We start from the raw sequence: 26,291 nt of genomic DNA on the forward strand, positions 1-26,291 counted from the left end.
ACGAGTCCACGATCATCCTGTCCATGGGGCTAGAGGAAGCTGCGCGGCTCTCTGCAGCACTCACCGAGGCGACGTTGGCGCTGTCTCGAGCCGAGTACTGGATGCGGGTGGGGTGCCCGAAGTCTTCCGTGGAGCAGCTCTCGGACCTGCTTCGCCTTGCCTCGAAGGGGAAGGGGCAGGGTGCCAGCGTCGCGTTGCCGCCCGGTGAGGAGGAGCAGGAGAATCCCCGGCGACCTCGACCTGGTAGCGACAGCACGGCCCAGCGGGGCGCTTCGCCGGGATGAGGCACCAACACACCGACTTTCCGGTCATCCCGCGTGGTGCGCGCTGCCACCGGCGACCGAGACGTCACGGTCATGGCCAGGCCGTTGCCGTCGGGTCACCCCCTCGGCTTCGTCATACATGCGCCGAGCACCCCGACTCACTAGCTTGCTGACATGATCTTCAAGCGGCAGCCCACGCCAACAGCAGCCGACATCCCCGATGACGAGGACGCCCCCGGCACGCTGCAATGGCTGCAGGCTTGGTACACCCTGCAGTGCGATGGAGAGTGGGAGCACGGCTGCGGCATCTCCATCAGCACTTTGGACAACCCCGGCTGGCACGTGAGCATCGACCTCACGGACACCGCACTGGCCGCCCAGGACGTCGCCCGCCAGGAGGTGCACCGCAGCGAACACGACTGGTACACCGTGGGGTCTGCCCCTACTTCAGTTGACCCTCGTCAGTAGGGGCGGTCAGGCCGCGTGAGCGGCTTGCAGGAGTGTCTCGTACTCGATGGGTGTCAGTCGACCCAGCGCTTGCTGACGACGGCGGCGGTGATAGGTCCCCTCGATCCACGAGACGATGGCCAGGCGCAGCTCCTCCCGACTGGCCCAGCGCCGGCGGTTGAGGACGTTCTTCTGCAGCAGGCTGAAGAACGACTCCATGGCGGCGTTGTCCGCGCAGGTCCCGACCCGACCCATCGACCCACGCGCTTGCCCTGCCGAAAGAGCGCGAAGGTAGCGGTGGGAACGAAATTGGGCTCCGCGGTCCGAGTGGACCACGAGCTCAAGGACATCGGTCCCACCGCGCAGTGCCAGCGCGTTCGACAGGGCTTGGACGGCGAGGTCGGCAGTCATGCGGGCATCGATGGAGTAGCCGACGATGCGGTTGGAGCAGGCGTCCTTGACCGCGCAGAGGTAGAGCTTGCCTTCGGCGGTGGGATGTTCGGTGATGTCGGTTAGCCAGAGGGCGTTCGGCTTCTCAGCGGTGAACTTACGGCGGACGAGGTCGTCGTGCACGGGTGGTCCCGGCCGGCGCCCGGCGCCGCGTCTGCGGGCGTGGGCTGAGAACAGCTTCTGCAGGCTGCACAAGCGCTGGACGCGGTTGCGCGAGGTCCTGACGCCCTGCTGCTGCAGCTCGTCGGCGATGAAGCGGTAGCCGAACTCGGGGTCGTCGTGGTGGATGTCGACGGCGGCGTTGAGGAGGTGAGCGTCGTTCCAGTCCCGGTCGGTGACCGGAGCGGCGCGCCACTTGAAGTAAGCCTGCTTGGAGAAGCCCAGCACCCGACAGGTCACCGCGACGGGGATCCCGTCGCCGGCAAGGTCACGGACCAGCGGGTAGATCATTTTGGCAACGTGTCACGGGCGAAGTACGCCGTCGCCCGCCGCAGGATCTCGTTCTCCTGCTCCAGCTGCTTGGCCCGCTTACGCAGCTCCCGGTTCTCCGCCTCGAGGTCCACGCCCACGGCAGGCGTGCTGTTGGACGCCGTCTTGCCGTCCTCGCGGTCAGCGATCCTCAGCCAGCGACCCAGGCAGGACTCGGAGATCCCGAAGCTGCTAGCGATCTTCGCTCGGGTCTGCCCGCCTTGGCGGGCGACGGCGATCACGTCGCGGCGGAACTCGTCGGGGTAGCGCTTGTGCACGGTGCTCATCCTTCCAGCGAGGACCATGATCCTCACAGGTCGGAGTCAACCAAAGCGGGGGCAGACCCGACGGTCTTCAACGTCGGCAGCAGCGTCACTGCAGGGCCCGAGACCTGATCCCCACCCTGCACGAGCTCAAACCGCGCGGTCATCCTGCGATATGGGTGCGCCTACTCGCCCGCCCCGGTGCGCCAGGTCACCGACAAAATGGGCTTGGTCTGCAACCACAAGCCCTCGACAGGCAGCTGATCGTCGAAGACGAGGCCCAGCAGCTCCCGCCCCGCCCGCTTCTCCACCACCAGCGACCGCACCTGATGCAGCTCCAGACCCACCAGCTCATCACCGCCCGAGCTCAGCGACAGCTTGACCAGCTCCGAAGCCGGCTCCACCTCAACCTCCACGTGGAGGGAGCCACGAGTCAGGGCGAAGCGGACGCAGGCGTAGGACCACGGCGCGTCCTCGACACCGAAGGGGTACACCGGCTCGCTCTCGAAGAGCCAGACCAGGTCCTTCAGCGCGGGCATCGGATCCATCACCTGATCACTGTGCCTGTTGTCCGCGCGACTGCGCGCCCCGCCACCGAGACTCCACGGTCATCCCGCTGGTCTCGTGTGTCAGGCCGTCCATCCTGGAGCTTCGGCCCTGCAAACGTGCTCAGGCGCGTCTGGATCTCCGTGCTCCATCTCGTACGAGCACTCCCCGCACCCCTCGGTTGGATCATGCTCTCGCCAGTCATGGCCACAGGTTGAGCAATCGCCGTGGTAGGCCTACCGGGCTCGCTCCTCCTGCCGGCGGGTCCACCACAGCCTCAGCGTCTGGCGCACGTCATGAGCATGGCAGTAGCGGCGCCGACTTCACGGTCATCCCGCAGATCGGGTCACTTGGAGCCCTCCACTACTCACCGTTCAGCTCGCTCAACGTCTCCGCGTCCACCGCCCGGGGAGCGGCCTCGATGTAGACCACCGCCTGTCGAGGCCCGGCTTTGATGGAGACCTGCAAGTGACGCCTCCGAGAGGATGATGGTCTCCATGGCTGCGCCCAGGAAGTACCCCGACGAGCTGCGTGAGCGAGCTATCCGTATGGCGCTGGACGCGCGCCGCGACCCCACCACCCGGGTCAACGCCTTCAAACGCATCGGCGGCCAGCTCGGCATCAACGCCGAGACCCTGCGCAACTGGGTCCTGCAGGCCGAGGTCAACGCCGGCGACCGGCCCGGTACTACGACCGACGCCGCGGCTCGCCTGGCCGAGCTCGAGCGGGAGAACCGTGAGCTTCGCCGAGCCAACGAAATCTTGCGCCGCGCATCGGCTTTCTTCGCGGCGGAGCTCGACCGCCCCTCTCGCTGAGCACCTGGCCAAGCACCGACCGGGTCGTCGAGTTCATCGACACCAACAAGCAGGAGCTGGGAATCGAGCCGATCTGCCGTGAGCTGCAGATCGCCCCCAGCACGTACTACGCCGCCCGCCACCGACCACCCTCGGCCCGCGCGGTCAGCGACCAGGCCGCCCTGGTCGAGATCAACGAGGTCCACGCCGAGAACCTGCGCGTCTACGGAGCCAGGAAGCTGCACGCAGCCATCAACCGCCGCCGCGCCCAGCGCTGCCCACCGGGCCAGACACCGGCCCGCATCGCGCGCTGCACCGTCGAACGCCTGATGCGCTCAGCCGGACTGCACGGGCTACGCCGCAACGGTAAGCCACCACGGACCACGGTCTCAGCCGCACCCGATCAGCGCCCGGACTTGGTGCAGCGGAGGTTCTCCGCTGAGCGTCCTGACCGTTTGTGGGTCGCCGACATCACCTACATCCGCACCTGCTCGGGCTGGGTCTACGCTGCGTTCGTCACCGACGTCTGCACCCGGCGGGTCGTGGGCTGGCAGGTCGCCACCCACCTGCGGACCGAACTGGCCCTGGACGCGCTGCAGATGGCGTTCTGGGCCCGCCGGCGCGAAGGCGTGGACCTGACGGGGCTGACGCACCACAGCGACAAGGGCGTCCAATACGTCGCCGTTCGCTACAGCGAGCGTTGGCCGCTGAGGGTGCGGTCGCCTCCGTCGGTTCTACCGGTGATTCCTACGATAATGCGCTGGCGGAGGCGTTCAACTCCCTCTTCAAGACCGAGTGCATCCGCAACCCTCACGTCCCCGGCCGCGACGGTCCCTGGCGCGGCATCGACGACGTCGAGATCGCGGTGGCGGAGTACGTCGACTGGTACAACCACCGACGCCTGCACGGCGAGCTCGGGATGATTCCGCCGGTGGAGTAGGAGGCCCGCTTCAGCACCACTCCCGCCCTGACGGGCGGCTGAGCGTTGCTTCACACCCTCCATCAGACCCGGGCCTTGACAGCCTCAACGACCCTGCCGCGCTGGCCTCGGGGTGCAAGCACCCGGCGCACCGCAGCAACCGCAGCCTGGACGGCCACTTCTTCATCCGCCTCGGTCAGTGCCGGGCTGATGATGGCGACGCGTCCACCCCCATCCGTGGGGTCCTGCACGCAGGGCTCACCCGGTAAGGAAGCGGCCAGGGCGTCGAGGTCCTCAGACGTCCACGGCTGTTCCAACTCCCAGGTCAGGTAGACGGTATGGCCCACCTCGGTGTCGTCGACCACCACACGAGGATGCACCAGACCCGACAGCTCGCGTCACGTCGGGGAACGTCCGGTCATCCCGCCGCCTGGGCGGTTGACGGGTCCGCGCTCACGACCAAACGCCCCGCACTGCACCACACTGGGTCACGTGCCAGCGCCCACCTCGGATCACCTCCGATCTGACCTGTGCCGCACCTGGGACGACGTCGCCGCCGGACGCCTCAGCCGCACCGCCGCCGCCGACTGGGCCGCCGACCCCGACCGCGCCCTGGACTACTCCAGCGGACCCGAGCCACTGCACCAGGCGTGGCTGCTCCTGCACGACCTGCGCCGCGCCCCGCTGAACGAAGCCGCCGTCATCAGCGGCGGCCACCTCGCACGCGATGAGCTGGCCATGCGCCGGCGTGAGCAGTGGCAGGCCGAGCTCGCCCGCTACGACGCGGACCCGTTGAGCTGGAACCGCACCCACTGGAGCGCCTACCTGCGCCGCACCGTCGAAGCGGGCCGCCACCCCGCACCCGACCGCCTCGCTGCCCGACTCATCGAGCACGGCCTCTTCCTCGACCAGGATGCTGCGGCGGTCCTGGATGAGGCCTGGTCAAACCGTACCTGAGCGGGGCGGCACTTCACGGTCATCCCGCGCTCAGTGCGCGATCATGGACAGTCGGCGACGTCGCGGTCTTGTCGATCTGGGGACGTCCAGGTGGGTGGGCTGGCGCCCTTCCGTCGAACGCTCAGGCCCGGACCTCCCGCTCCAGACGTCGGGCGGTCACCCGGTAGCCGCCTTCCCCGAAGCAGTGCCACAGCTTCGCCCCGCTCGCCCGGGCCAGCTGGTGGAGGCCGGTCAGGACGGTGCGGACGTCCTCCTCCCGGGCGTCGGCGTCGAGGCCGAGCTCACCGACCACCACCCGGCACCGGCCGTCCTCGCCACGCAGGAGATTGATGTCGTACACCGCCGTCGGCAGGCTCCACGACCCCTCGTCCTCACCGTCGACCAGGTCCGCGCCCAGCGCGTCGAAGCGCCGCCGCAGCAGCGCCTCATCGAGAACGGCCAGTCGGTCCAGGGCGTCCTCGTCGTAGTGGCGCAGACGGCCGGCGAAGACCGCGTACTCAGTGCCCACCGGGACCTCCTCCCGGACCGGTGCCGACCACGGACAGTGCGAAGTCGTGCAGGAGGTCGGGGTCCTGCCCCCGCTGGTACATGTGCTGAGCCAGGGCCTGGCCGTAGACGATGCCGACGGGGTCGACCTCCGCGGAGCCGTGCGCCCACGGCCCCTGGAGCATGGTGGCGTGGTGGTTGATGTCGCGGGCCCGGCCCCGGCTCTTCTGCCGGTACACGATCCACCGCGCCTGCGGCACGGCGGTCTGCAGGACGGTGCCCAGGTAGGCGGCGACCTCGTCGACCAGGCGCAGCTGGCGCGGGGACAGGTAGCGGGTGGGGCGGTCGGTGATCGGGTCGCGGTCGGGCAGCGGCTGCTGCACGTCCCACCACAGCGGCGACTCATCGAAGCCGTCGTCGGTGTCGTCGGTGTCGGCGTCCAACCGCGCGACGAACCAAGGCCCCAGCTGCCGCAGGCTGTCCACGCTGCCGTCCAGGCGCGGCCCGCCGGTGCCAGCCACCTGCTCCTGGAGACGCTGCACCAGCCGCGGCAGCGCCGCCATGTAGGCGTCGCGGTGGGCCAGCGCCTGCTCGTGGCTCATCTCCATGAACTTCAGCACGCGATCACGTTAGAGAGTGCGCTTCAGCCGGAGAGACGCCATCACCGCACCAGGGCCGGGCAGCCGCCCTGCCGGGCTGGACACAGGCGGCATCGGCAGCTGGTGACGGATCTTCCGGTCATCCCGCGTTGTGGGCGCCGATCACTCAGGCTGGCAACCCTGCCCACTCTCCAGCGCCGCGACGTCAGGACACCGGTCGTGGCTCCACTCCCCGGAGCCGAAGGAGTCCGCGGTGGCGTCGGTGAAGACCTCCACCCCCTCACCGGGCCGCACCCGGTAGTACGTCTCGATCGGGTCGCCTTCCGTGGTCAGCGACGTCACCAGGACCTCCGCACCTTCGCGCTGCGCACCCGCGCTGAGCAGGCACTCCGTCAGGGCCGTCGGGATGGGCTGGGCCTGGGGGACGGTGATCGAGGCGCACTGCGGCAAGGGGGAGCGTTCCCGGAACGCCGCCGGGGCTCGCCCGCCGGCGCTGAGCTGCCACACCACCCATGCGCCCATGCCGGTGGCGAAGAGCAGCAGCACGACGCCCAGCACTGTGACGAGGGGGACGGGTCGTCTCGGCGGGGCTCCAGCGACTGTGCTGTCCATCTCCGCATGATGCTCGCGCACTGGCAGGTGCGAAGGGTCGTTCGACGCATCCGACGTCACAATCATCCCGCGCTGTTGTAGGTGGCCGCCGCCAACTCAGCTCCAAGATCGTCGCAGATGTCCTGACCATCGACTGTCGCCGATGTCCTGAGACGTCACATCACTGAGGCTTCGTCAGCAACGCTTCGTCCTTGCGGGCGAACCCTCACCGGGTCGTTGTTCATGGGCGGACGTCGGAGCGCTGGGCGGTCCACATCGGCCGGTGACGATCGTCGTCTGCTCATCGCCCGCGGGTCGCGTGGGGAGCCGCCAGGGCCACGGATCCCACGGCACGACGCTCTGTGACGATGCAGGGGTGCGCCGCCGACGTCTGCTCCTCCTGCTGCTCCCGGTCGTCGTCGTCGGTGCAGGCGTGCGTCTCTGCTCGACGACGTCCCCGGAGGGCATCGCCCAGTCCGCTGCGGAACGGGACGCCGACAGCACGGCCGCGGCCTTGGCTCTGTACCTCGACGACGCACAGGATGACGCACCGACCGTGGACGACGCCGTGGCCAGCGCGTTCGAGCGCGCCCGCTACCGGATGCCGGACGAGCCGGTCGACCTGCTCCGCGCCGACGGGGACCACCGGCGGGTCGAGGGCAGTGACGCGGTCGTCGAGGTCCGCGTCACCGGCCACGTCGACGCCCACCTGAACTCCGTGCGCCTGTTCGAGAGGACCCATCCCGCCGCCACCGTGGTGCACTGCTACCGCATCGGCCTGGCGGCCTGGTCGCACGAGGAAACGACCGCGAAGCGCATCCACCGCCTGCACGGCTGCCCCCAGCGGCCGGCGATCGCGGTCCCCGGGGCGCGAGCAGGCGCCGACCTGAACGAGGAGAACGAGGTCCTGCTGCGGACGGTCCTCCTCGACATCGACGGGACCAGCACCCGCGAGGACGTGCTCGCCCGGCTCGGCCCCGTGACCCGGGAGGGACTGCGCGTGGACGCCACCACCGGCGACGGCGCGGTGGGTGTCGCGCTGGCTACGACCCACCGCCGCGACGCGTGCCTCCTCGGCCGCCGGGCAGTCGACGGCACGGTGGAGGTGTGGTGGCCCGCCGGTGTCCTCCTCGCGCCCGGCGAAGCGGGGTGCACGGCGAGCACAGCCGCGCACGGGGGCGCGCAGGGCTCGCCCCACTAGACCGGACACGGGGCTCAGTCAGCTTCGGCCACGAGCGGAGGTCGCTGCTGACGACGGCTCGCTGGCCTCCAGTGGCTTGAACTCACGCATCGGCCGCGTCCAGGACTGGTGTTCCCGCTGCTCGTACGATCGGGACAGGCCCTGAGCGGGGCGGACGTGCCCAGCCCCTGGAGGTCTTGGAATGAAGCGCGCCGGGTCGGGTCCCCGGGCAGGGGCTGCTCTGCGTGGCCCGGTGCGGGCCGCCGCTGCCGCTCTCACCGCGGTGCTGGTGACCGCCGGCTGCACCGGGGGCGGTGGAGGCGTACTGCCGTCCACCCCGACCTCCACCGGCACCGGCACCGGGGCCACCTCTGCCGAGACGACCTCGTCCGGGGCAGGGGAACCGGCCGTCGTGCGGGCCGCCCCGCTCGACGGCGGCGTCCTGCAGCTCGGGCTGCACCCCCTGGTCCGCGTCGGCGGGCCGGCGGCGGTCGGTGACCTGGTGGTGCTGACCCTCGACCTCACGGTGGAGGAGGCACCGGACGACGGGGAGATCTCCCTGGGCGACCTGTTCCGCGACCCGGTGGGTGACCGCACACCCATGGGCGGCGTGCGGCTGCTGGACCTGCGGGCGGACGTGGCGCACTCCGTCGCCCTCGACACCGCGGGCGACGGGGTGCTGACCGAGGGGTACTCGGGCCTGGGGGGTGTCCGGCCGGGCGAGACGGTGCGCCTGCAGGCCGCCTACGCGGCTCCTCCGGCGGGAACCCCGGACGTCGCGGTGCTGCTGCCCGGCACCGGGCTCGTCGAGGCACTGGCGGTCGTCGACGGCGAGCTGCCGGGACCGACGCCCGACCTCACCCCAGACGCCTCCACGGGCACGGGTACGGGCACGGCGGAGGACGGTCCCGCACCGCTCGACCCGGACGGGGCGGCGACGGCGGCGGTGCGTCCGCTGGAGGTCTACGCCGAGGACCTGCAGGGCACCGTCCGCACCGAGACCAGCGATGCGGGAGCGCGGGTGGCGCTCGCCGCGGACGTGCTCTTCGCCCTCGACTCGGCCGAGCTGAGCCCCGAAGCCAGGGCGGTCCTGGAGACGGCCGCCACCGACGTGCTCACCCGCCGGCCGGGTCCGGTGGCCGTGGTGGGGCACACCGACGACCAGGGCGCCGACGACTACAACCTCGACCTGTCCCGGCGCCGGGCGCAGGCGGTCGCCGACGTGCTCGGACCCCTGCTCGGGGCCGACTACCCGCTCCAGGTGGACGGTCGCGGCGAGGCCGAACCGGCGGTCCCGGGGCCCTCGACGGAGGCCCGCGCCCGCAACCGCCGTGTGGAGCTGGTCGTCAGCACGCCGTCGACGGGGGCCGCGCTGGGGCGGCGCACCGGTGAGGTGCTGCCCGCCCGGCGGCCATCGCGACCGGTCCGGAGGGGCTGGTCGTCGAGTCGCAGACCGGCTGGCCGTTCCGCGTGCGCACCGCGGCGGCTCGCCGGGTGCAGGGGAACGTCGTGGTGGACTTGGAGATCACCGCGTTGCCGGCGACGGCCGGCGCGGCGGGCCTGCCGCCGGCCCCGAACCTCTTCAGCACCTTCCGCGACCCCCGCGACTTCGCGGTGACCGACGGCTCGAACACCATCCGCGGGGCGGTGCTGCTGCAGGGCAGCACGGCGGTCTTCCCGCTCTTCGCGGCCGTCGGCGATGCGCCCTCACCCCGGCTGTGCGCGTGCGCGCTGAACGTGCGGGCGCTGGCCGAGGGGCAGGTGCTCACCGCGAGCGCCATCTACCCGGACCTGGACGCCGACGAGGTGGTGCTGCAGAACACCCCGGTGACGAGCGCAGACGTCGCCGCCCGGCTGACCGGAATCCCCGTGACCGGCTGATCCTCGAATCCACGGCCGCTGCGAGGTCGGTCGTGTTCTCGCCGCACGTGCTGACGGACCAGCTGACGGGTGGCGAGGAAGCGGAGGGACAGGCAGATCACCGTCGCTCGCCGGCTGACCGTGGTGGAGGGCAGCGCCGGCAGCGCGAGCGGTGGCGGGACGTCGGGTGCGCAGGTGCTGGGCGTGCAGGTCGAGGGCGGGGCGACCACCAGCCTGGGCCCCGCGCCGAATCGCAGACGTCTTCACCGACGTCGGTGGGCCAGAGGGGCCTGGCCGGCACTGGACGGGAGGAGGACGCCGTGGCACTGATGGCTCGGGGCGGGAGGATCGCCGGAGACGAGGTGAGCGCGACCCACGCGATCTGCCCCAACACCGAGGTACGACCGTAGTGAACCTACCGGGTGCCGGCCGATCAGGACGCGGGCGTGGTCATCGACGGGGGACCAGGAGGCCGGATCCATCTCGCCGTGGCCGCCGAAGCCCACGAGGCCCACCGTTCCACGGACAGTGGCCCGACCGGGTCACCCACACGGCGTGAGCGTCGACCGCGTCCACCGGTGCCGCTCGGCAGGGCTGCGTCGTGCGGAGGAGGGCGACGGAGCGCTGCGTGCACTCGTGCGCTTCGAGGTGCCGGAGAGCTACGGCCAGACGCCACCGACGGCGCGCAGGTGCAGGGCGACGTCCTCGGCGCGCCGGTGCGTCGCGGCGACCTCCTCCAGCCACGGCGTCCACGCCCCGGGGCCGTCCAGGGCCTTGCCGTTGGTCTCCACCGGCAAGGCGGGCAGGTGCGGACCCAGCTGCTGCAGGTCGTCGGCGTCCCAGCCCTCGGCGAGCAGGGCCTGCACGATCTGCCGGTAGCGGCCGAAGTGCCCACCGTCGTGACCCTGGGAGGACAGCAGGTCCTCCAGCTGAGCGGACAGGTCGGCCAGCGTGCGCAGCTGCTCGGTGCGCTGCCGCGCGGTGTAGCGCTGGTAGGTCACCGCTGCAGGGTAGTCAGGGCCGGGGGGACTCCACCGCGGCAACCCGGTCCTCACTGACCCTTCGCCGTCCTCACCGCCGCAACTGCTGCACCTGGGCCACGGTGAACGGGGAGGTCCAGCCGGCGACTCCGGCTCGAACCGTCGCGGAGTCGTCCCCGTGGTCGGGCTGGCCGGGGCCGATGCCGGGTACCGCGCCGGTGACGAAGAACGCCCCGGTGGCGAGCACGGTCGAGGACGTGTCCGTGTGGCAGTGCAGCTGCAGACGCACCGCGCTCTCGGCCTCGGCCACGCCGTTCCCGTGCGCCTCTCCCGGATCGACCTCGTCGACTTCGAAGCCGAGGATCGTCCACGCGGTGAAGCCCGGTGACCTCCGCTCGGCCTCCCACGTCGGGGACGTGACTCCGCGCGCGAGCAGGACGGCGGTGTCGGCGAGGCCGAAGGAGGGGCAGGTGCGCAGGTCGATGAGCGCGGCCACCTGGTTGCCCAGCGCGTCGAGGTGGACGCTGACGAGGGAGGACTCCACCAGCAGGTCCGGGTCGGTGAAGACGTTGTCGCCGGCCGGCGGCGTCACGGCCAGGACCATCCACAACAGGTCCTCGAGGATCACGGTCCCGACGCTACCTCCGCAGCCGCGCCACCAACGGCTCACGCCGGGATGAGTACCGACCACCCCCGGCGTGCAGGGCGGTGCGGCTGCACCGGTCAGGTGCAACCGTCCGGGTGGAATGAGCACGTCCGCCGCGGCAGAACGCCGGTCGAGGCGTGCGCGGACCGCGTCCCGGCCCCGGGGAGTCGGCAGGATTGATGCGTGCAGATCCTCGTCGACCGTGACAGCGTCGCCATGGGCGACGACGTCGAGGGCCACCAGCGCATCGTGGAGGTTCCCGACGACGCCACCGTCGAGGAGCTGCTGCGCACGGTGACCCCAGACGTCTCCGTGAACGGTGGATCGACCTGGATCTGCTGCTGGAACGACGTCCCCTTCGCCGTGCACGCCTCAGCGTGGGGGGAGGGCAGGGTGTGGGACCAGCGCTACCGCACCCTCGCCGACCTCCCCACCGACATACCGGCCGGTGAGGGTGCTGACGTGCGCACCCCGCGCCTGGTGTTCCGGTACTGGCTGCAGATGGACCCCGACTGGCTGCTGGCGCAACTGCACGGCGGGCACCCGCTGGACCGGCAGGCGCTACGGACGCGGTGGGACGCGATCGCCGAGGAGCGCGCCGTGGCGGCGATGCGCGCCCACGAACCCTTCGTCCGCACGCCCCTGCTGGATCGGGCCACCGTCCAGGTCCTCACCGCCCTGGGCGCCCGCATCGACGTGCACACCGAGGACGTGTGCCGCCTCTTCGTCGGGCCGCAGGTGTGGACGGTCCAGCGTTCGCACCCGGTGACCTGGATCCTCACACCCGGCGGTGTGCGCGGCGAGCTGCACGTGCGCGAGCTGCTGCCGCAGTGGCTCACCGCCCTGATCGGCTCGACCCTGGTGGGCACCTGCGCGCTGCCCGACCCCGTCACCGGGACCGAGGTGGAGCACCGCTACGGGCGGGTGGGGGTGTGGCGCGCGACGGGCGAGGAGCCCGGGCGCCAGGAGCTGGCCGAGTTCGGCGCGGACCGCGAGGCCGACGTGGCGCTGTTCCAGCGGACGGTGGGTCGCACGGTGAAGGAGGTCGCGGCCGCCTACGGCATCGGGCCGCGCCCCGCCCTGACGCTGGAGCTGCTCGTGGCACGCGAGGCCGAGGCGGTGGCGCGGGCGGAGACGCAGACACGAACCGCCGGCGGGCGCCAGGGGCCGTCGCGTCCACTCAGCTGGTGGACACGGACACGGACACGGGCACGGGCACGGGCCCGCGGCCGACGCTGACAGCGCGCCGCTGGTGCTGCCGGTCGGGTACGGGGGTACAGCCCCGGCTGATCCTGCGCTCGGCGCTCGGCACCTCCACGTCCTGGGGCTCTCCGAACCCACAGGTGGGTAGCCCACCCTGACCCGCGTCGCCGCCTCCACCAAGGCCGGGTGCGCCGCCCCTCCAGGCGCGCTCCTGGACGCCAGCCGCCCCGACGAGGGCTCCACGCCGGGACGACGCACCAGCGAGCGCACCGCGGCGACGGCTCCAGCACCTGGTAGCCATCGCTCGCTGTCCTAGGGACCGGTGGGCTCACCGGTGTGGGCGCGGCGTCAGGCGCTCGTGTTCCCCAGCGCTGCAGCCACTCCGCCCACGCGCAGTTCAGCGTCGAGGGCGCCCTCGTTGAAGCGCTCGTTGCGCAGCAGACCCACGAGGTAGCGCACCGCGTCGGCTACCGGCGCCCGCCGCAGTGAGTCCGCATCGGTGTGCGTGCTGCGCCCGTGCCAGTGCACCCAGTCGTAGGGCAGCAGCACCCCCGAGCGGTCGAGCTGGGTGCGCAGCAGTTCGACCCCGGGGCTGTACTGGATGTAGGGGAAGTGGTGCACGCCCGGCCGGGTCTCGTGCCCGCCCTTCCACTCGTTGCCGGCGGTGGAGGCCGGCAGCACCGCCAGAGAATCCTCGATCTCGCGCCACAGTTGCTCGGGCACCGCGACCAGCGCCGCCTCGTAGCCCGCATCGCTGGGCTGCTGCACCACCCCAGCGTAGGAGCGGAACTGACACGACGGACCGGTGACGGTGCGCTGCTCGGGTGATCCCCGCCGCCGTGGCCACCCGGACGGCCCAGCAGCGCCTCGACGCACCCACCGCACCTGCCGTCATGGCCCGCTCCAGCACCGACCCCGCCGTGCTGCCGGCCGTCGCGCTGGCCGCGGCCACGTTGGCCGGCACCGCGGTCGTCGACGTCACGGTCCTGTCGAAGTTCGGATGATCACAGGCCAGCCTTCTAAGCTGCTGGTGTGCCCGTCGTGATCGAGGTCGTGGTCGACTTCAACGCCGCGCCCGCGGTGGTCTCCGACGTGGAGCTTGACATCGACGAGCACATCAACTTCCTTCAGGGCAGCAGCGAGCGAGGCCAGCACCGCCAGCGACCGACACCACCCGCAGCTCAGCGACGAGGCCACTTTCCGCGGCCGCTGCTGCGAGCTGGTCCAGCAGATGATCAGCCGCACCACCTCGCACCAGCGACCGCGCCGCCTCGTCGATGCGGAGGCAGCGAGACGCTAGGCAGGCCCGGGTCCTTCCATGTCCGCGGGTTCGCCCAACAAGCGGTGGACCGATGAACCGGTACACCACGAGCAAGCTGCCAGGCGGGCGAGTGGACGCCAAGCGTTTGACGAGCGCCCTGGCACGCCTCGAACACCACCTCACGACCCAGGCACCCCAGATCGCGCGAGGACTCCGGCCTCCGATCGAGGTGGAGACCCTGCCCGCGAACGACTACCGGCCAGAGCTGCCTCTGCCCGAGGAGGTGCGGATCTGGTTCGCCTGGCACGACGGCATGACCGACGATCCCGCGTTCCGGCTGCCCAGCGGCTACTCGCCACTGCCGTGGAAGTACGCGGTGAAGTTGACCGACATGCTGACTGAGCCAAACCGCCCGGACGGTCTCGCGCAGCCAGGGCCGTCGATGTTGACGCTGATGAACGTCGCGACGAGCTACCTGATGGTCGACTGCAACGTCTCGCCCGGGACAGTCACTCCCGTCCGGCACTGGAACACCCACGAGATGGCCACCTGGCCTGGAGTCTTCGCCCCGTCCCTGACCGAAACGGTTGAACTGTGGAACAGACTCTTGGTGCGAGGGGCCTACCGGTGGGATGCAGATGGGGACGACTGGGCCGCCGACGTTCCAGTACACCTCACCACCTACGGCCTCACCCAGATCTGAAGCGCCGCCGGCGTCACCGCTGACGTTACGGTCATCCCGCGTTGTGCGCGCTCCTGCGTGACGTCGCTCCTCGCTGCACCGACCCCCACCACCGGGTCACAGCACAGCGATGCTCACGACGACCAGGGTCACCCCCACCGTGAGGAGCACCGTCCTCACCACTCGCACCGCACGGCCGCTCCGCTCCGCCCGAGGCAGCATCAGCTCCGCCCCCACCACGAGGAGCACGCAGCTCGACACCACCTCACGCGGACTGCTCTCCTTCACGAGCAACACGACCGCGAGGAACACGAGCACGGCGCCGAGGCAGGCCACGAAGCTGAAGCGCTCTTGCTCGGCAGGGGATGCCTTGTGCTCCTGCTCGGTCCTCGTCCCCGGGTGCTTGCAGACCTCGACGGCGGTGACGACGACTTCCGGTCATCCCGCGATCTGGGCGTCTCGTCTGCCGGTGACCGGCCCAGCAGGCCAGGCTCTCCGTTCAGGTCAGCAGCCCCGCCTCCTGAACCAACCGCAGCGCCTCCCCCGGCTCACGCCGCAGGTGCAGCTCCACGTCCCAGCGACGGTCAGCTCCCCGCACCTCACGGCGCAGAGACCACCCCAAGGCCACGGCTCCGCTGGTGTCGACCTGGACACCCACCGCGGTACCGGCGACCTCCACGATCGCGAAGTCCGACGCCGTCGGTAGGGGAAGCAACGAACCGTCAGCGTCGAACTCCTGCCACCGCCGCCCCATCTGCCTCGGCCACTCCTGCTCATCAGCCTCACGGACGTAGAGAGCCATGGTGTCGCTGCTCAGCACCGAGGACCTCCTCACAGTGCGCCACGTCGAGGACGCCGGCAGGTAGAAGACCGCGAACGACGAAGTGAAGGGCCTGCCCGACTCCTCGCGCTGGAGACGGGGCTTGCCGTGGCGCCCAGGCACGGCGAACACCTCGCACAAGCCTCCTACCGCCGTCGGTACCCGTGGTGGGGAGAAGCCCGCCACGGCGGCCAGCTCCTCCTCGCTCACCACCGCCCACGCGTAGGACAGGTGCCCCGGATTGCGTGACGCTGGCCGCAGCGCCCAGGCCAGGGCATCGGTCGGCGTCAACGCCCGCAGGACAGCACTGACGCCATCGGGCGCCGTGCCGGGCGCCGTGCCGGGCCCCGGCTGCTCAGACATGCACCCTCCAGGTCAACGACCCACGCCTCCATCGACACGCTGCGAATGACGAGCCCTCGCTGAGGGTCTCGTGACACCACTATGGGTCGGAAACGATTTCACGGTCATCCCGCCACCAGGAAGTCGTCGATCGCCCGCACCTGTCGATCTGCGGTAAGTCGTCCAACCTCTCCACCGCGGGACTCAGGTGGAAGAGCAGAAGGCTGCCGATGATCGTCCCTAGGGTGGAGAACGTGGACGCACCGCACAACGATCGACGACGGCGGCTCGGTCGGGTCATCGCCATCACCGGAGTCCTCGTCATGGTCGTGCCGGCGGGCTGGTGCGTGTTGTGCGCCTACTGGTCCTTCACCGGGTGCTTCATGACCTGTGGGCCGGGCGACCCACTGGTCGGGACGTTCTGGGGTGGGGTCGCAGTCGTTCTGCTGGGCGCCCCCGTGCTGGGTGGCCGGATGATCGCCCGGGGGCCTCGTCGGCCACGGGGGTCAGACGAAGGGGCGAGCCCCTGAGCAAGCAGGGTCGGGTTCACGTCGCTCAGCTGGACGAGCACGTCGAAGCTCTGCGGGCGGACGTCATGGTCATCCCGCGTTGTGCGTGCAGATGCCGCCACCTCACACCGCCGGTCTCCGGTACGGCAGTCACACGTCGAGGACACCATCTCGAGCTCGCGCCGCAGGGGGGATCCGATCGGTGTCCAAGTCCTCCATCGACCCCACGTCGGCGTACTCCGGGTACTCGATCCGCCCCACCTCATCGAACAAGCCCACCCGCCGGCGCAGGATCAACCCCGGATGCGAGGAACGCCCGAACGTTCACTCCAAGCGCGCGTCGGGTCACCTCCACGACTGTCACCGGTGTCTCGATGCAAACCGTCACCGAGGACCTGAGGGATCACACCACCGGCGCCCGTCTACGGCTCGCTCACGTGCGCGGCGAGCTGGAGCAGGGAGGTGATCCGGACCTCCTCCTCCACCGTCGCGGTGCCGGCGCGGTCCAGGTGCACCGCGCGCAGGCCCGCTGCCCGTGCACCGAGGACGTCGACGCTGTGGTCGTCGCCGACGTACAGCGTCTGCTCGGGTGCCACCCCCAGGTGCTCGCACACGCGCAGGAACGCCTGCGGCCGGGGTTTGGCCACGCCGAGCTCCTCGGCGGTGAAGACCGGGCCCAGGCGCCCGCTCAGGCCGATGGCCTCGATCTTGGCGTTCTGCTGCTGCCGGGTGCCGTTGGTGAGCACGGCGGTGCGCAGCCCCGCCGCCTGCACGGCCCGCAGGGCGGCGTCGACGTCGTCGAACCCCGTCCACGCCTGCTGGTAGGCGGTCAGGAAGCCGGTGGTGAAGAGGTCGTCGAGTTCGGCGTCATCACCGACGGGCAGTCGCAGCAGGGGCAGCACGTCGCGCAACCGGCGGCGGCGCTGTTCGGCGAAGCTGATCCGCCCGTCGCGCCAGGAGGCGAAGTGGCGTTGCTCGGCGGCTCGCCACGCCTCCTCCAGCTCGGGGGTGCTGGTCCGGCCCAGGGCCTGCGCCCAGGTGCGCAGGCCGCTGCGCGTCGCGGTGGAGTGGTCGAAGAGGGTGTCGTCGAGGTCGAAGACCACGGCTGCCAGCGGCACGCCCGCAGCTTAGTGAGCCCTGGAGACGCCCGCGAGGTGGCCGGCTCGCCCGCCCGGGGCCAGCGGGCGGACCGCTTGGTCGCTGCCCGGCCGAACCCGGCCCCGCGGGGCGTCAGGTAGGGACGCCCGGATCGCGGACGGCCGCGGGGTGCGCTCCCGCTCAGGGGCCGTGCGGCCAGGCCCGGCCGAGGACCGCCGCGGCGTCCTGGTCGAGGATGAGGCCGTGCTCGACGAGCCGGGCGGCGAGGCGGGCGGGGGCGGGGTGGTGGCCCGCCTCGGCGGTGCGGCGCAGGTACGTGCTCCAGTAGGCGCGGTTCCAGGTCAGCGGGTCCGCGTCGTAGCGGGCGAGCTCGGCGCACCACTGCTCACGCCAGCGGGCGGCGAGTTCGTCGCGCCCGTGGTGTCCGCCGCTGATGACGGCGGCTTCGTCGAGGGGGGCGCGGCGCAGGTCGTGCAGGAGCAGCCACGCCTGGTGCAGCGGCTCGGGCCCGCTGGAGCAGTCCACCGCCCGGCCGGGGTCCGCGGCCCAGTCGGCGGCGGCCGCGCGGCTGAGGCGTCCGGCGGCGACGTCGTCCCAGGTGCGGTGCAGGTCAGATCGGAGACGGTCCGAGGTGGGGTCCGGCACGCGTTCCAGTGTGGTGCAACGCGGGGCGTTCCCCTTCGAGCTCGTCGGAGCCCCGGATCCCCGGAGACGACCGTTGGTGGTCGGCGTGCACCGGCCGTGGAGGAGCGCGCCTTCGTCGCGGCCACCTCGCGCACCGAGCCGGTCAGCCTTCGAACTGCACGACCTGACGCACCTGGACCGTGCCGTAGGCGGCGGTCGGGATCTCGGCTGCGAGTCTCAGGGCCTCGTCCAGGTCGGGGACGTCCACGACGTAGAGACCGGCGACGGTGCTGCCCTGCCGAGGGGCGTCGGTGATCGAGACCCGGCCATCGCGAACGGTGACGTCCTTGGCCTCGTCGACGGGGTGGAAACCGGACTCGTGGACGGTCACCCCGGCCGCGGACAGTTCGGCGTCGAGCGCGAGCCACTGGTCGACCTCGACCTCGGCCTCGGCCGGGCCGTCGGTGCTCGGGTCGTAGGAGTAGATGAGGGCGAACTGCACGGGACTTCCTCTCCAGGCGGTGGTCCGGACGTCTGCTGGGCGACGAGCTGCTGGTGCACGGTGACGATCACCTACTGCCCCCGACCCGCACCACCCTCTCGATCGGCAGGGAACGCGGCGGTTCGGGTGACCGGGCATCCCCGGGGGCCTCGCGGACGGACAGGCCGAGCAGCGCAGGGCCGGGCACCGGGACGCCGGCGCCGACCGGTGCGGTGGTGGGACCCCGACGCCGCGGCACGGCTCCACTCTGGCCGTGATCGAGTCGGAGGGCAACGCCCCGGCCCGTGCGGAGGTCGCCGACGCCGGGGGCTCCGAGGACACCGACTGCTCCGAACAGGGCCGACGTGACCGTCCGCGTCCTCGGCCCGCCGGTCATCGAGCAGACTCGGGGGGTGCATCGCGTCCTGCTCCTGACCGTCCTGGTGGTGGCGGTCACCGCTTGCGGCTCCCCGGGCGAGCCGGCCGGGACCGCCGCCGCGGGTCCGTCCGAGCACGAGACCCCGGCGGTGAGCGCCGACTCGGCCCCGGACGGGGGTTTCCCGCCGGGATGCCCACCTCCGGACCCCGGCGCGGAGGGCGATGCGTGGTTGTGCGTGGTGGAGACCACCCCGGACCCGCAGGCCGAGCGGGAGCGGCTGGCGGCCCTGGCCAAGCAGCGGGGAGGGTGGTCGGAGGAGGACGCTCAGCGCGCCGACGCCGAACGGTTGCGGGAGGTGATGGCCGGGCACCCGGAGCTGACGGCCGAGGACGACGCCGCAGCGGCCTCGGGGGAGCTGCCGGCGGACCGGGGATCGTTGCTGATCCGCACCGACTTCACCCACCCCGCGCAGTGGGAGGCGTTGCTGACCGCTGTGCGGACGCCGAGCCCAGAGGGGTTCGTGCCCTACCTGAGCACCGTGGACCACCAGCGGTGGGCGGGTGCCTCCGTCGCCGACATCGCGGCGGCCGCCCCTCCGCACGTGCTGCTCGTCATCGCCGACGCGACGGCGCTCTCCTCGCCGCAGATGCCGTTGCTGGTCCTGGAAGTCCGCGAGGAGGGGACCCGGGAACTGCGGGTGGCGCCGGGAGCCCTGGCGTCGGTGGAGAACAACCTGTCCATCGCGAACGTGGACTGGGAGGAGTTCGCCGGTGCCGCCGATCCCGACGGCGTCTTCCGCGGCTTCGACTGATCTGCTGAGGGGGCCGGAGATCCGTCCGGTGACCAGCGGGGTGTCCCGTCGCGGAGTTCCCTCAGTCGTCGAAGACGGACCAGCAGATCGCGTTGCGCCTGGCCTGGTCCTCGAGCACCAGCGCCCGGATCCGTTCCGGGAGCCGTGCGCGCTGCCAGTCCCGCTCCAGCCGTCCGGCGGTGGAACCGGCCGTGCCCGCTGCTCGGGCCGCCTTGATGGCGTAGGCGGCGGCGCCGAGGTCGTGCTCGGGCACGTGGGGGACGCACGCGGCCTGGCCGGCGGCGTAGGCGGCGTGACGGGCGGCTGACCGCAGGGGACGGGCGGGCCCCCATCGCGTGCCCGCCGCAAGCGCGGGCGTCCATCATCGCCAGGCTGCCGTCGGCCCAGGCGCGTGCCGCCTCGACGGCCTCGCGCGGGCGGGTGTCGGAGGGTCGTTCGTCCTCGAAGAGGTGCAGGACGTGTTCGGCGCAGTCGGCGGCCCACAGGGCGAGGAGCCGGTGGTCGTCGTCGGTGAGGGTTCCGCCGCGGCGGATCGTGACCAGTCGCGGGTCGCGGACCTTCGGGAGGATCACGGGACCAGGGTGCCAGCCGGGCGGGGAGCGGGGTGGGGGTCCGCCGGCGCCGGCCGCGGTCGTCGGCGGGATCCCGCCATCATCGACGACCGCGACCGCGGAACGATCGAGCGGCCCCGGTGGCGTGCGCGCGGTGGACGGGGGCCGCGCCGTCCCTCAGCCCCGAGGGGGCGTCGTCTCCACCATGGACGCGAGGGTGTCCACGACCAGGAGCGCCGGGGGCCACTGCGCGATGGTCTTGCGGACCACCACGTAGATGGTCCGGGTCGGCGTGGGACGGACGACGGGGACGGAGCGGACGCCGTCCGGCAGCGTGTGCGCGGCCAGGGCGGGCAGGACCGTGATGCCGAGCCCGGCGCCCACGAAGGCGGCGGACATGGCGTAGTCGTGGGCCTGCACGTGGAACGCCGGTGCGAACCCGGCCGCCGTGCAGGCCTCGAGGAGGTTGCCGCGGCACCACCCGGCCCGGGGTTCGCTGTCGATCCACCTGTCGGTGGCCAGTTCCGCGAGTTCGACCTCGCGACGGCCGGACAGGGGGTGGGTGGCCGGCAGGAGCACCCGGTACGGGTCCTCGGCGAGGCGGTGCACGTCGAAGCCGGCGCCTGCCCGGACCGGCGTGCCGGGCCCGACGACGAGCTGGACGTCGGGCCGCTCGGTGCCTTCGAGCGTGGAGTCCTCCAGCAGCTGGAGGTCGAGGTCCACCTCGGGATGGGCCTGGGTGAGCCGGCGGGCCACCTCCGGGAGCCAGGTCGACCCGACCGAGGAGATGTACGCCAGCGAGAGGTGGGCCGTGCGCTCGGCCCTCATGCTCGCGATGGCCGTCTCGGCCTCCCCGAGGCGGGCGAGGACCGCGTCGGCCTGGGCCGCGACGGCCAGTCCGACGGGGGTGGGCACCAGGCCGCGACCGGCTCGTTCCAGCAGGACGAGACCGGTCTCGCGCTGCAGGGCGGCGACGTGCTGGCTGATCGCGGACGGGGTGTACCCGAGGTTCGCCGCCGCGGCGGCGATCGAGCCGCTGGCGACGACGGAGCGGAACACGCGCAGGCGGTGCACGTCGAGCATGCCCCGGACAGTACAGTCCGACTGCACGGTCCGGTAGGAATCGGTGCTGGTGCTGGACCGGTGCTGTTGCCATGATCGACCCGTGACTCAGCCCGGTGCGATCGATGTGCCCGTGAACACCCCGGCCCGACGCGACCGTGCCCTCGTCGTGGGCGCCGCCTCGGTGACCGTGGTCCTGTGGGCGTCCGCGTTCGTGGGCATCCGCGCCGCGGCCGAGGACTTCGACCCCGGACCGTTGACGCTCGCGCGCGCTGTCGTGGGGTCCCTCGGCCTGGCGCTCCTGCACTCGGTGCTGCGCGCACGGGGAGCCCGTGCCGGCGGGGCGACTCCGCAGCGCGGGCGGCTGCGCGACGCACCGCGGAAGGTCCTGGTCGGCATCGTCCTCTGGGGGGTGGCCTGGTTCGGGGTCTACAACATCGCGCTCAACGCCGCGGAGCACCACGTCGACGCGGGGACCGCGGCCCTGCTGGTCAACCTCGCCCCGATGGTCACCGCCGTGCTCGCCGGCCTCGTCCTCGGTGAGGGCTTCCCCCGACGACTCATCGCGGGCATGGCCGTCGCCTTCCTCGGCGTCGTCGTCGTCGCCGCCGCGACGTCGACCGGCCGGTACGACGCGGTCGGTGTCCTGCTCGGGATCGCGGCCGCGGTGATCTACGGGACGGCCGCGACCTTCCAGAAGCGGCTGCTGCAGCACGTGGACGCACCGACGATGACCCTGGTCGGGTGCCTCGCCGGGACCGTCGCGTGCCTGCCCTTCGCGCCCGAGCTGGTGAGGGCCGTCGCGGCCGCGCCCGCCTCGTCCGTGCTCAGCGTCGTCTACCTCGGGGTGTTCCCCACCGCAGTGGCCTTCACGACCTGGGGCTACGTGCTGTCCCGCACCAGCGCCGGTCGCACCGCGGCGACGACGTACGCCGTCCCCGCGGTCGTGGTCGTCCTCTCCTGGCTCGTGCTCCGCGAGACGCCGCCGGCTCTGGCCCTGCTCGGGGGCGCGCTGGCGCTGGCCGGCGTCGCCGTCGCCACGACGCGACGGTCCTCACCCGCCCGCCCGGCCCCGCACCTCGAGACGCGGTGAGGCGCGGACCGCTCTCGACGCCCTCCGCGTCGTGACACCCACCGGTGTCCCCGACGTTCACCACGATCCGCGTCTCGACGACCACCTCCTCCTGCGGCTCACTCCCGGGCGGGTGCAGCCGCTGCCGCACCAGGTTCCCGTCCCCCCACGGCTGCGGCGGGGGTCCCGCCTCCGGCGGCGACCGCGCTTCCCCGCGATCGAGCCCACCGCGCCCCGAGCGCGGCACGGCCGAGGTGTCCGGAGCGGGTCCTCGACGAGGACCCGCTCCGGGCCGCGGGGCGACGTCGCTCGTCCGTGCTCAGTCGGTGACGGCGGTGGCCTCGACCTCCACGAGCACGTCGGGCTCGAACAGGTGGTCGACTCCGATCAGCGAGGACGGCGGCATCGGCTGGGGCAGGCCCAGTTCCTCGCCGACCTCCTGGACGCCGGCCATGAAGGCCTCGATCTTCTCCGGGCTCCAGTCGGTGACGTAGAAGGTCAACCGGACGACGTCGCCGAAACCGGCGCCGGCGGAGCGCAGGCCCGCGCCGGTGTTGCGCAGGGCGTGGGCGACCTGCCCCGCGAGGTCGCCCGGGGCCAGGGCCCGCCCCCGGGCGTCGCGGGAGATCTGGCCGGCGACGTGGACGTGGCGGGTGCCGGTGCCGATCGCGACGTGGGCGTAGGGGACGGGCTGCATGAGGCTCTCGGGGCTGGACAACTGCACGGTCACGGACGGCTCCCTGGGTTGGACGGGCATCGGGTGGGGCGGGCGTCGAGCGGGCCGGGTGTCGGGTCCGGTTCGACGACCGGGCTGAGGGGCCCGGTCCGCCGACTCCTCCCGCTGGTGTCTCATTGCTACCTGGTATCTGTCGGGAACTTCAACGAGACTAGGTGTCGTGCCGGATACCACCCACCCCCGTTCCCGTCCCCGCTCCGAGGTCCTCGAGATCGCCGCCCCGCACCGGGAGCTGCTCGACCAGGTCCTGGACAAGTGGTCGCTGCAGGTGATGGAGCAGCTGTGCGAACGGCCCTCGAGGTTCAGCGAACTCCGACGCGCGATCCCGGCGGTGACGGGGAAGTCGCTGACCGCGACCCTGCGCCGACTGGAGCGCAACGGTGTCGTGGAGCGCACGGTCGTGACCTCGCGGCCGGTGGCGGTGGAGTACCGCATCACCGCGCTGGGCAAGACCCTGCGCGAGCCGGTCGATGCGCTGCTGCGCTGGACCACCGTGCACCTGCCGCAGGTGGAGGCGGCCCGGGCCCGCTTCGAGGAGTGAGTCCGCTCGCGCGGCCTCGTCCGTTCCAGCGGCCAGCCGGCCCCGATCACCCGTGCGCCGAGCAGGACCGCGACGTCGCCGGCCGCTGACGTCCGGCCCGGATCGCGGGGTGACCGCGAACCCGGGTCCGTCGTCGAGCCCCGCCCTCCACCCCAGGGATGAGGGACCGTGAGCCGATGATCCGCCCACGCGGTGATGCCCCGGCCACCTCCGTCGCGGCACCCTCGGGTCATGAGCCGACCCGCCGCCCCGCCGACCTCGCCGCGCACCCCGTGGGCCGGGCTCGGTCGGCGCACCGAGCGGAGCGGTGAACCGGACGGTGGTCCGGGCGGCCTGGGGGCGGCGCCGGTGCTCGGGGCGGCGGTGCTGATCGGTGTGGGCTGGGGGGCGGCGACGTCCGGCTTGCAGACGGTGCTGCCCTGGCCCTTCGCCGGGTTGGCCAACGCCGTGGGCCCCTGGGTCGCTCCCGCGTTCCTGGTCGGGGCCTGGAGCAGGCGGCCCTGGGCCGCGGTGCTGGCGGGTGTCCTGGTGTGCTTCGGGGAGGTCGCCGGCTACTACGCCGTGTCCGCGGCGCGCGGCTTCGGCGTCAACCCCGCCACGGTCGTGATGTGGACCGCGACCGGTGTCCTCGGTGGGCCGGTCCTGGGGATGGCCGGGTGGTGCTGGCGGCGGGCACGTCCGTTGCGCGTGGCCGCGCTGGGGGCGGCGCTGCTCGGTGGGGTCTTCCTCGCGGAGGGTGTGGTCACCTACGGCGTCTACCTGCGCTACACGGGCGACGCCGTCGTCTTCTGCGTCCTCGGCGCCGTCCTCGTGGCGGTGCTCGGCGCCACCGCGTCTGCGGCGCGGGCGAGCGGTGCGCGTGCCCGGGGCGTCGGTGCGGCCGCGGCGTGGCTGCTGCTGGTGCTGCCGCTGGGTGCGGCCGGCGAAGTGCTGTTGCACCTCGTCGTGACCTGAACCGGGCTGCGGCCGGCGTTGCTCCGGGTACCCGGTGGGGTGCGGCGCCGCCCCGGCGGCGAGGTCGACCCGGAGGTCGATGCCCGCCGGGCGCTACCGGCGGGGAACGCCCACGACGTGGACGTCGCCCCGCTCGTGGTCCGGCTTCAGGGCCGGGGCGCGCGGGCCCGCGCGAGGCGCACCCAGGAGGCCACCGCCGCCCCGCACAGGAGGAGGGCGACGACGGTCCGCCACCACCCTCCCGTCTCGCCGTCGATCAGTGACCGCGCGAGGTTCGTCAGGGCGAGGACCCCGAACAGCGTGGCGGCCGCCGCTCGCCAGGCCGCCCGGCGCCGGCGCGGTGCGTCGTCCCCGTCGGTGAGGACGACGGCGTACGCCTGCGGCGTCCCGAACTCCACCTGCGGGTGCTCGGTGCCGCCGGCCCGCCAGAACGCCCGGGCCTCGTCGACCTCCCGGCGGGTTCTCGCCGGGGCCATGAGGTGCCGTCCGCGCAGCAGGTGCTCGAGCCGGGTGAACCACTTGTCGGGGGTGGTGTCGTCAGGAACTCCCGCAGTTCCCGCGGCCGCTCGTCGCCTCCGCAGGAGGACCCCCGCCGCGACGATCGCGACGCAGGCGAGCAGGGGCGCCGACATGGGCACGTCGACGCGCGCCGGGTCGTCACGCAGCGCCCACGCCGCCCCGAGACCCGCGACCGCCACCGCGGCCGTTCCCACCCACGCGGAACGGCTGCTGCGCAGGCGCCCCGCGCCGCGTCGGCGCAGCGCCTCACCGCCCAGGAGGAACGTGGCGAGGACGGCGGCGAGGAGCGCGGCGTGGGCGTAGCCGTGTTCCGCCGTCCACCCCTCGCGGGCGGTGGTGCCGATCGAGATGGCCAGCCCCACGACGCCGAGGCGCAGGACGACGGCGGAGGCGTCGAAACCCTCGGGCAGGCCGTCCCGGTCGTAGCGGGCCCGCAGTTCGGGGTCGAGGGACTCCTGCGGCCGCTGCCGCACGTACTCCGAGGGTGTTCCGAACACCTCGGTGGCGGGCCGGCCGGAGTCCCGGCACGCCGCGCGGGCCTGTTCCAGGACGGCGTCGGCCAGCACCTGCGGGACGTCGTCGCGCAGCAGGCCGGCGCGCACCCGGCGGGCCCAGTCCTCGTCGCCGGCGGTGGGCCGGTCCTGGTCGGGTCCCGTCACGGACCGGTCGTCCTCGCTCAGGTCGGCGTTCATCTCTCCCCCTCGTCGACGGTCACGGGTGTCTCCAGCCGCACGCCGAGGACTCCGGCGACGGCGGCGGCGAAGGCGGGCCACCCGTCGCGGACCTGCTGCGTGCGTTCCCGGCCGGAGGCGGTGAGGCGGAAGACCTTCCGGCCCGGGCCCGCGGTCCCCTCCTGCCAGGTCGAGGTCAGCAGCCCGTCCTGCTCCAGCTTGTTCAGGACGGGGTAGAGGGCGCCGCCGCGCACGGCTCCGATGCCGGCGGCCTGCAGCCGCTGGGCGATCGCGTACCCGTGGGTCTCGCCGTCGGCGAGGACGGCCAGCGCGCAGGTCGCCAGGACCCCCCGCTGCCACTCGCCCGAACGAACCCCGTCCACGGGACCACTGTGGGCGTGGCTGGCCTGGAAGTCAACTAGTCCGACTTCAGACTAGGAAGTGGGTGCGCGGCCGTCTCGGAACCGCGACGTCGCCGGCCTCGACGCCCCGCCCGGATCGCGGTTCAGCCGTCGGTTCGCGGTGC

The 26,291-nt window shown here is 72.4% G+C and carries 30 protein-coding genes and 2 pseudogenes; 13 read left to right on the forward strand and 19 right to left on the reverse strand.

Going from position 1 to position 26,291, the window contains the following annotated elements:
- Positions 1-437 precede the first annotated feature (437 nt).
- Positions 438-731 (forward strand): immunity 53 family protein, encoded by a 294-nt coding sequence (locus KRAD_RS24615; RefSeq protein ID WP_012087439.1) that lies wholly within the window; start codon positions 438-440, stop codon positions 729-731.
- Between the two features lie 6 nt (positions 732-737).
- On the opposite strand, the gene KRAD_RS19810 is transcribed toward KRAD_RS24615, so the two are convergent.
- Both KRAD_RS19810 and KRAD_RS19820 read right to left on the reverse strand, forming a co-directional pair.
- A protein-coding gene (locus tag KRAD_RS19810) for an IS3 family transposase (protein ID WP_238985862.1) occupies positions 738-1,906 on the reverse strand; the annotation gives its coding sequence in 2 pieces (ribosomal slippage) (positions 738-1,618 and positions 1,618-1,906; 1,170 coding nt in all).
- Between the two features lie 170 nt (positions 1,907-2,076).
- Complete coding sequence (locus KRAD_RS19820) at positions 2,077-2,442, reverse strand: hypothetical protein (protein ID WP_041292237.1); 366 nt, start codon at positions 2,440-2,442, stop codon at positions 2,077-2,079.
- A 492-nt stretch (positions 2,443-2,934) separates the two neighbouring features.
- Here KRAD_RS19820 and KRAD_RS25240 point away from each other — a divergent pair.
- A pseudogene (locus tag KRAD_RS25240) lies at positions 2,935-4,171 on the forward strand (IS3 family transposase).
- A gap of 62 nt (positions 4,172-4,233) precedes the next feature.
- Here the strand turns inward: KRAD_RS25240 and KRAD_RS19835 are convergent.
- A complete protein-coding gene (locus tag KRAD_RS19835) occupies positions 4,234-4,515 on the reverse strand; it encodes a hypothetical protein (RefSeq protein WP_157873656.1) in 282 nt (93 codons plus the stop codon).
- A 127-nt stretch (positions 4,516-4,642) separates the two neighbouring features.
- On the opposite strand from KRAD_RS19835, the gene KRAD_RS19840 reads away from it, so the two are divergent.
- Positions 4,643-5,107, forward strand: coding sequence for a hypothetical protein (locus tag KRAD_RS19840; protein WP_041292239.1), 465 nt, complete (start codon positions 4,643-4,645; stop codon positions 5,105-5,107).
- Between the two features lie 121 nt (positions 5,108-5,228).
- Here KRAD_RS19840 and KRAD_RS19845 read toward each other — a convergent pair whose 3' ends face one another.
- The 3 genes from KRAD_RS19845 to KRAD_RS19855 form a co-directional block, all read right to left on the reverse strand.
- Positions 5,229-5,615 carry a hypothetical protein gene (locus KRAD_RS19845; protein ID WP_012087445.1) on the reverse strand — a complete coding sequence of 129 codons (387 nt, stop codon included), beginning with the start codon at positions 5,613-5,615 and terminating at the stop codon, positions 5,229-5,231.
- Positions 5,605-6,213 (reverse strand): hypothetical protein, encoded by a 609-nt coding sequence (locus KRAD_RS19850; RefSeq protein WP_012087446.1) that lies wholly within the window; start codon positions 6,211-6,213, stop codon positions 5,605-5,607. The genes KRAD_RS19845 and KRAD_RS19850 overlap by 11 nt, the downstream gene beginning before the upstream one ends.
- A 141-nt stretch (positions 6,214-6,354) precedes the next feature.
- Positions 6,355-6,804 (reverse strand): hypothetical protein, encoded by a 450-nt coding sequence (locus KRAD_RS19855; protein WP_238985776.1) that lies wholly within the window; start codon positions 6,802-6,804, stop codon positions 6,355-6,357.
- A gap of 355 nt (positions 6,805-7,159) precedes the next feature.
- On the opposite strand from KRAD_RS19855, the gene KRAD_RS19860 reads away from it, so the two are divergent.
- The 3 genes from KRAD_RS19860 (at position 7,160) to KRAD_RS19870 (ending at position 9,844) form a co-directional block, all read left to right on the forward strand.
- On the forward strand, positions 7,160-7,984 hold the full coding sequence (locus tag KRAD_RS19860; RefSeq protein WP_012087448.1) for a hypothetical protein: 825 nt from the start codon (positions 7,160-7,162) through the stop codon (positions 7,982-7,984).
- A 232-nt stretch (positions 7,985-8,216) separates the two neighbouring features.
- A complete protein-coding gene (locus KRAD_RS19865; RefSeq protein ID WP_041292241.1) occupies positions 8,217-9,581 on the forward strand; it encodes an OmpA family protein in 1,365 nt (454 codons plus the stop codon).
- On the forward strand, positions 9,578-9,844 hold the full coding sequence (locus KRAD_RS19870) for a hypothetical protein (RefSeq protein WP_157873657.1): 267 nt from the start codon (positions 9,578-9,580) through the stop codon (positions 9,842-9,844). Before KRAD_RS19865 ends, KRAD_RS19870 begins: the two co-directional genes overlap by 4 nt.
- A gap of 638 nt (positions 9,845-10,482) precedes the next feature.
- Here the strand turns inward: KRAD_RS19870 and KRAD_RS19875 are convergent.
- Together KRAD_RS19875 and KRAD_RS19880 are read right to left on the reverse strand one after the other, a co-directional pair.
- Positions 10,483-10,824 carry a hypothetical protein gene (locus KRAD_RS19875; protein ID WP_041292243.1) on the reverse strand — a complete coding sequence of 114 codons (342 nt, stop codon included), beginning with the start codon at positions 10,822-10,824 and terminating at the stop codon, positions 10,483-10,485.
- A 70-nt stretch (positions 10,825-10,894) separates the two neighbouring features.
- Positions 10,895-11,431: a hypothetical protein gene (locus KRAD_RS19880; protein ID WP_012087453.1), complete on the reverse strand. Its 537-nt coding sequence runs from the start codon at positions 11,429-11,431 to the stop codon at positions 10,895-10,897.
- A 201-nt stretch (positions 11,432-11,632) separates the two neighbouring features.
- On the opposite strand from KRAD_RS19880, the gene KRAD_RS19885 reads away from it, so the two are divergent.
- Positions 11,633-12,688 carry a hypothetical protein gene (locus KRAD_RS19885; RefSeq protein ID WP_012087454.1) on the forward strand — a complete coding sequence of 352 codons (1,056 nt, stop codon included), beginning with the start codon at positions 11,633-11,635 and terminating at the stop codon, positions 12,686-12,688.
- Between the two features lie 312 nt (positions 12,689-13,000).
- On the opposite strand, the gene KRAD_RS19890 is transcribed toward KRAD_RS19885, so the two are convergent.
- Positions 13,001-13,420, reverse strand: a complete 420-nt coding sequence (locus KRAD_RS19890; RefSeq protein WP_157873658.1) for a DUF6508 domain-containing protein — start codon at positions 13,418-13,420, stop codon at positions 13,001-13,003.
- A 56-nt stretch (positions 13,421-13,476) separates the two neighbouring features.
- Between KRAD_RS19890 and KRAD_RS19895 the strand changes: the two genes are divergently transcribed.
- Complete coding sequence (locus tag KRAD_RS19895) at positions 13,477-13,656, forward strand: hypothetical protein (RefSeq protein ID WP_041292245.1); 180 nt, start codon at positions 13,477-13,479, stop codon at positions 13,654-13,656.
- A 387-nt stretch (positions 13,657-14,043) separates the two neighbouring features.
- The gene (locus KRAD_RS19900; protein ID WP_041292246.1) at positions 14,044-14,616 is read left to right on the forward strand and encodes an SMI1/KNR4 family protein; all 573 of its coding nucleotides are present in this window, start codon (positions 14,044-14,046) and stop codon (positions 14,614-14,616) included.
- Between the two features lie 96 nt (positions 14,617-14,712).
- Here the strand turns inward: KRAD_RS19900 and KRAD_RS19905 are convergent, their stop codons facing one another.
- The 5 genes from KRAD_RS19905 to KRAD_RS19930 all read right to left on the reverse strand — a co-directional run bounded on the left by KRAD_RS19905 (position 14,713) and on the right by KRAD_RS19930 (position 18,490).
- Positions 14,713-14,913 (reverse strand): hypothetical protein, encoded by a 201-nt coding sequence (locus KRAD_RS19905; RefSeq protein WP_157873659.1) that lies wholly within the window; start codon positions 14,911-14,913, stop codon positions 14,713-14,715.
- A 181-nt stretch (positions 14,914-15,094) separates the two neighbouring features.
- The gene (locus KRAD_RS19910; protein ID WP_157873660.1) at positions 15,095-15,625 is read right to left on the reverse strand and encodes a hypothetical protein; all 531 of its coding nucleotides are present in this window, start codon (positions 15,623-15,625) and stop codon (positions 15,095-15,097) included.
- A 1,063-nt stretch (positions 15,626-16,688) separates the two neighbouring features.
- Complete coding sequence (locus KRAD_RS19920; RefSeq protein WP_012087460.1) at positions 16,689-17,384, reverse strand: HAD family hydrolase; 696 nt, start codon at positions 17,382-17,384, stop codon at positions 16,689-16,691.
- Between the two features lie 160 nt (positions 17,385-17,544).
- The gene (locus KRAD_RS27700; RefSeq protein ID WP_012087461.1) at positions 17,545-18,009 is read right to left on the reverse strand and encodes a hypothetical protein; all 465 of its coding nucleotides are present in this window, start codon (positions 18,007-18,009) and stop codon (positions 17,545-17,547) included.
- 142 nt (positions 18,010-18,151) lie between these two features.
- Entirely contained in the window at positions 18,152-18,490 is a 339-nt protein-coding gene (locus KRAD_RS19930) for a YciI family protein (protein ID WP_041292249.1), read from the reverse strand.
- 392 nt (positions 18,491-18,882) lie between these two features.
- Between KRAD_RS19930 and KRAD_RS24620 the strand changes: the two genes are divergently transcribed.
- Positions 18,883-19,659, forward strand: a complete 777-nt coding sequence (locus tag KRAD_RS24620) for a DUF6924 domain-containing protein (protein ID WP_157873661.1) — start codon at positions 18,883-18,885, stop codon at positions 19,657-19,659.
- A 61-nt stretch (positions 19,660-19,720) separates the two neighbouring features.
- Here KRAD_RS24620 and KRAD_RS27850 read toward each other — a convergent pair.
- Together KRAD_RS27850 and KRAD_RS19945 are read right to left on the reverse strand one after the other, a co-directional pair.
- Positions 19,721-20,231, reverse strand: a pseudogene (locus KRAD_RS27850) (putative immunity protein).
- 156 nt (positions 20,232-20,387) lie between these two features.
- The gene (locus KRAD_RS19945) at positions 20,388-21,293 is read right to left on the reverse strand and encodes a LysR family transcriptional regulator (protein WP_041292250.1); all 906 of its coding nucleotides are present in this window, start codon (positions 21,291-21,293) and stop codon (positions 20,388-20,390) included.
- Between the two features lie 82 nt (positions 21,294-21,375).
- On the opposite strand from KRAD_RS19945, the gene KRAD_RS19950 reads away from it, so the two are divergent.
- Positions 21,376-22,365 carry a DMT family transporter gene (locus KRAD_RS19950; protein ID WP_203417625.1) on the forward strand — a complete coding sequence of 330 codons (990 nt, stop codon included), beginning with the start codon at positions 21,376-21,378 and terminating at the stop codon, positions 22,363-22,365.
- Between the two features lie 298 nt (positions 22,366-22,663).
- Here KRAD_RS19950 and KRAD_RS19955 read toward each other — a convergent pair whose 3' ends face one another.
- Positions 22,664-23,101, reverse strand: coding sequence for a RidA family protein (locus KRAD_RS19955; RefSeq protein WP_012087467.1), 438 nt, complete (start codon positions 23,099-23,101; stop codon positions 22,664-22,666).
- Positions 23,102-23,240: 139 nt separating this feature from the next.
- Between KRAD_RS19955 and KRAD_RS19960 the strand changes: the two genes are divergently transcribed.
- Positions 23,241-23,621, forward strand: a complete 381-nt coding sequence (locus KRAD_RS19960; protein WP_049821307.1) for a winged helix-turn-helix transcriptional regulator — start codon at positions 23,241-23,243, stop codon at positions 23,619-23,621.
- 231 nt (positions 23,622-23,852) lie between these two features.
- The gene (locus KRAD_RS24625) at positions 23,853-24,575 is read left to right on the forward strand and encodes a DUF6518 family protein (RefSeq protein ID WP_049821308.1); all 723 of its coding nucleotides are present in this window, start codon (positions 23,853-23,855) and stop codon (positions 24,573-24,575) included.
- A 146-nt stretch (positions 24,576-24,721) separates the two neighbouring features.
- Here the strand turns inward: KRAD_RS24625 and KRAD_RS19970 are convergent, their stop codons facing one another.
- Both KRAD_RS19970 and KRAD_RS19975 read right to left on the reverse strand, forming a co-directional pair.
- Positions 24,722-25,786 carry a hypothetical protein gene (locus tag KRAD_RS19970; RefSeq protein WP_012087470.1) on the reverse strand — a complete coding sequence of 355 codons (1,065 nt, stop codon included), beginning with the start codon at positions 25,784-25,786 and terminating at the stop codon, positions 24,722-24,724.
- Positions 25,783-26,148 (reverse strand): PadR family transcriptional regulator, encoded by a 366-nt coding sequence (locus KRAD_RS19975; protein WP_012087471.1) that lies wholly within the window; start codon positions 26,146-26,148, stop codon positions 25,783-25,785. The genes KRAD_RS19970 and KRAD_RS19975 overlap by 4 nt, the downstream gene beginning before the upstream one ends.
- Between the last annotated feature and the right edge of the window lie 143 nt (positions 26,149-26,291).

It is taken from the genome of Kineococcus radiotolerans SRS30216 = ATCC BAA-149 (assembly GCF_000017305.1).
In the GTDB taxonomy this organism is placed as follows: domain Bacteria; phylum Actinomycetota; class Actinomycetes; order Actinomycetales; family Kineococcaceae; genus Kineococcus; species Kineococcus radiotolerans.

Excerpts from the sequence above, each read along its gene's own strand:
- KRAD_RS19945 (WP_041292250.1), bottom strand. The coding sequence starts at position 21,293 with ATGCTCGACGTGCACCGCCTGCGCGTGTTCCGCTCCGTCGTCGCCAGC.
- KRAD_RS19855 (WP_238985776.1), bottom strand. The coding sequence starts at position 6,804 with ATGGACAGCACAGTCGCTGGAGCCCCGCCGAGACGACCCGTCCCCCTC.
- KRAD_RS24625 (WP_049821308.1), top strand. The coding sequence starts at position 23,853 with ATGAGCCGACCCGCCGCCCCGCCGACCTCGCCGCGCACCCCGTGGGCC.
- KRAD_RS24615 (WP_012087439.1), top strand. The coding sequence starts at position 438 with ATGATCTTCAAGCGGCAGCCCACGCCAACAGCAGCCGACATCCCCGAT.
- KRAD_RS19970 (WP_012087470.1), bottom strand. The coding sequence starts at position 25,786 with ATGAACGCCGACCTGAGCGAGGACGACCGGTCCGTGACGGGACCCGAC.
- KRAD_RS19955 (WP_012087467.1), bottom strand. The coding sequence starts at position 23,101 with ATGCCCGTCCAACCCAGGGAGCCGTCCGTGACCGTGCAGTTGTCCAGC.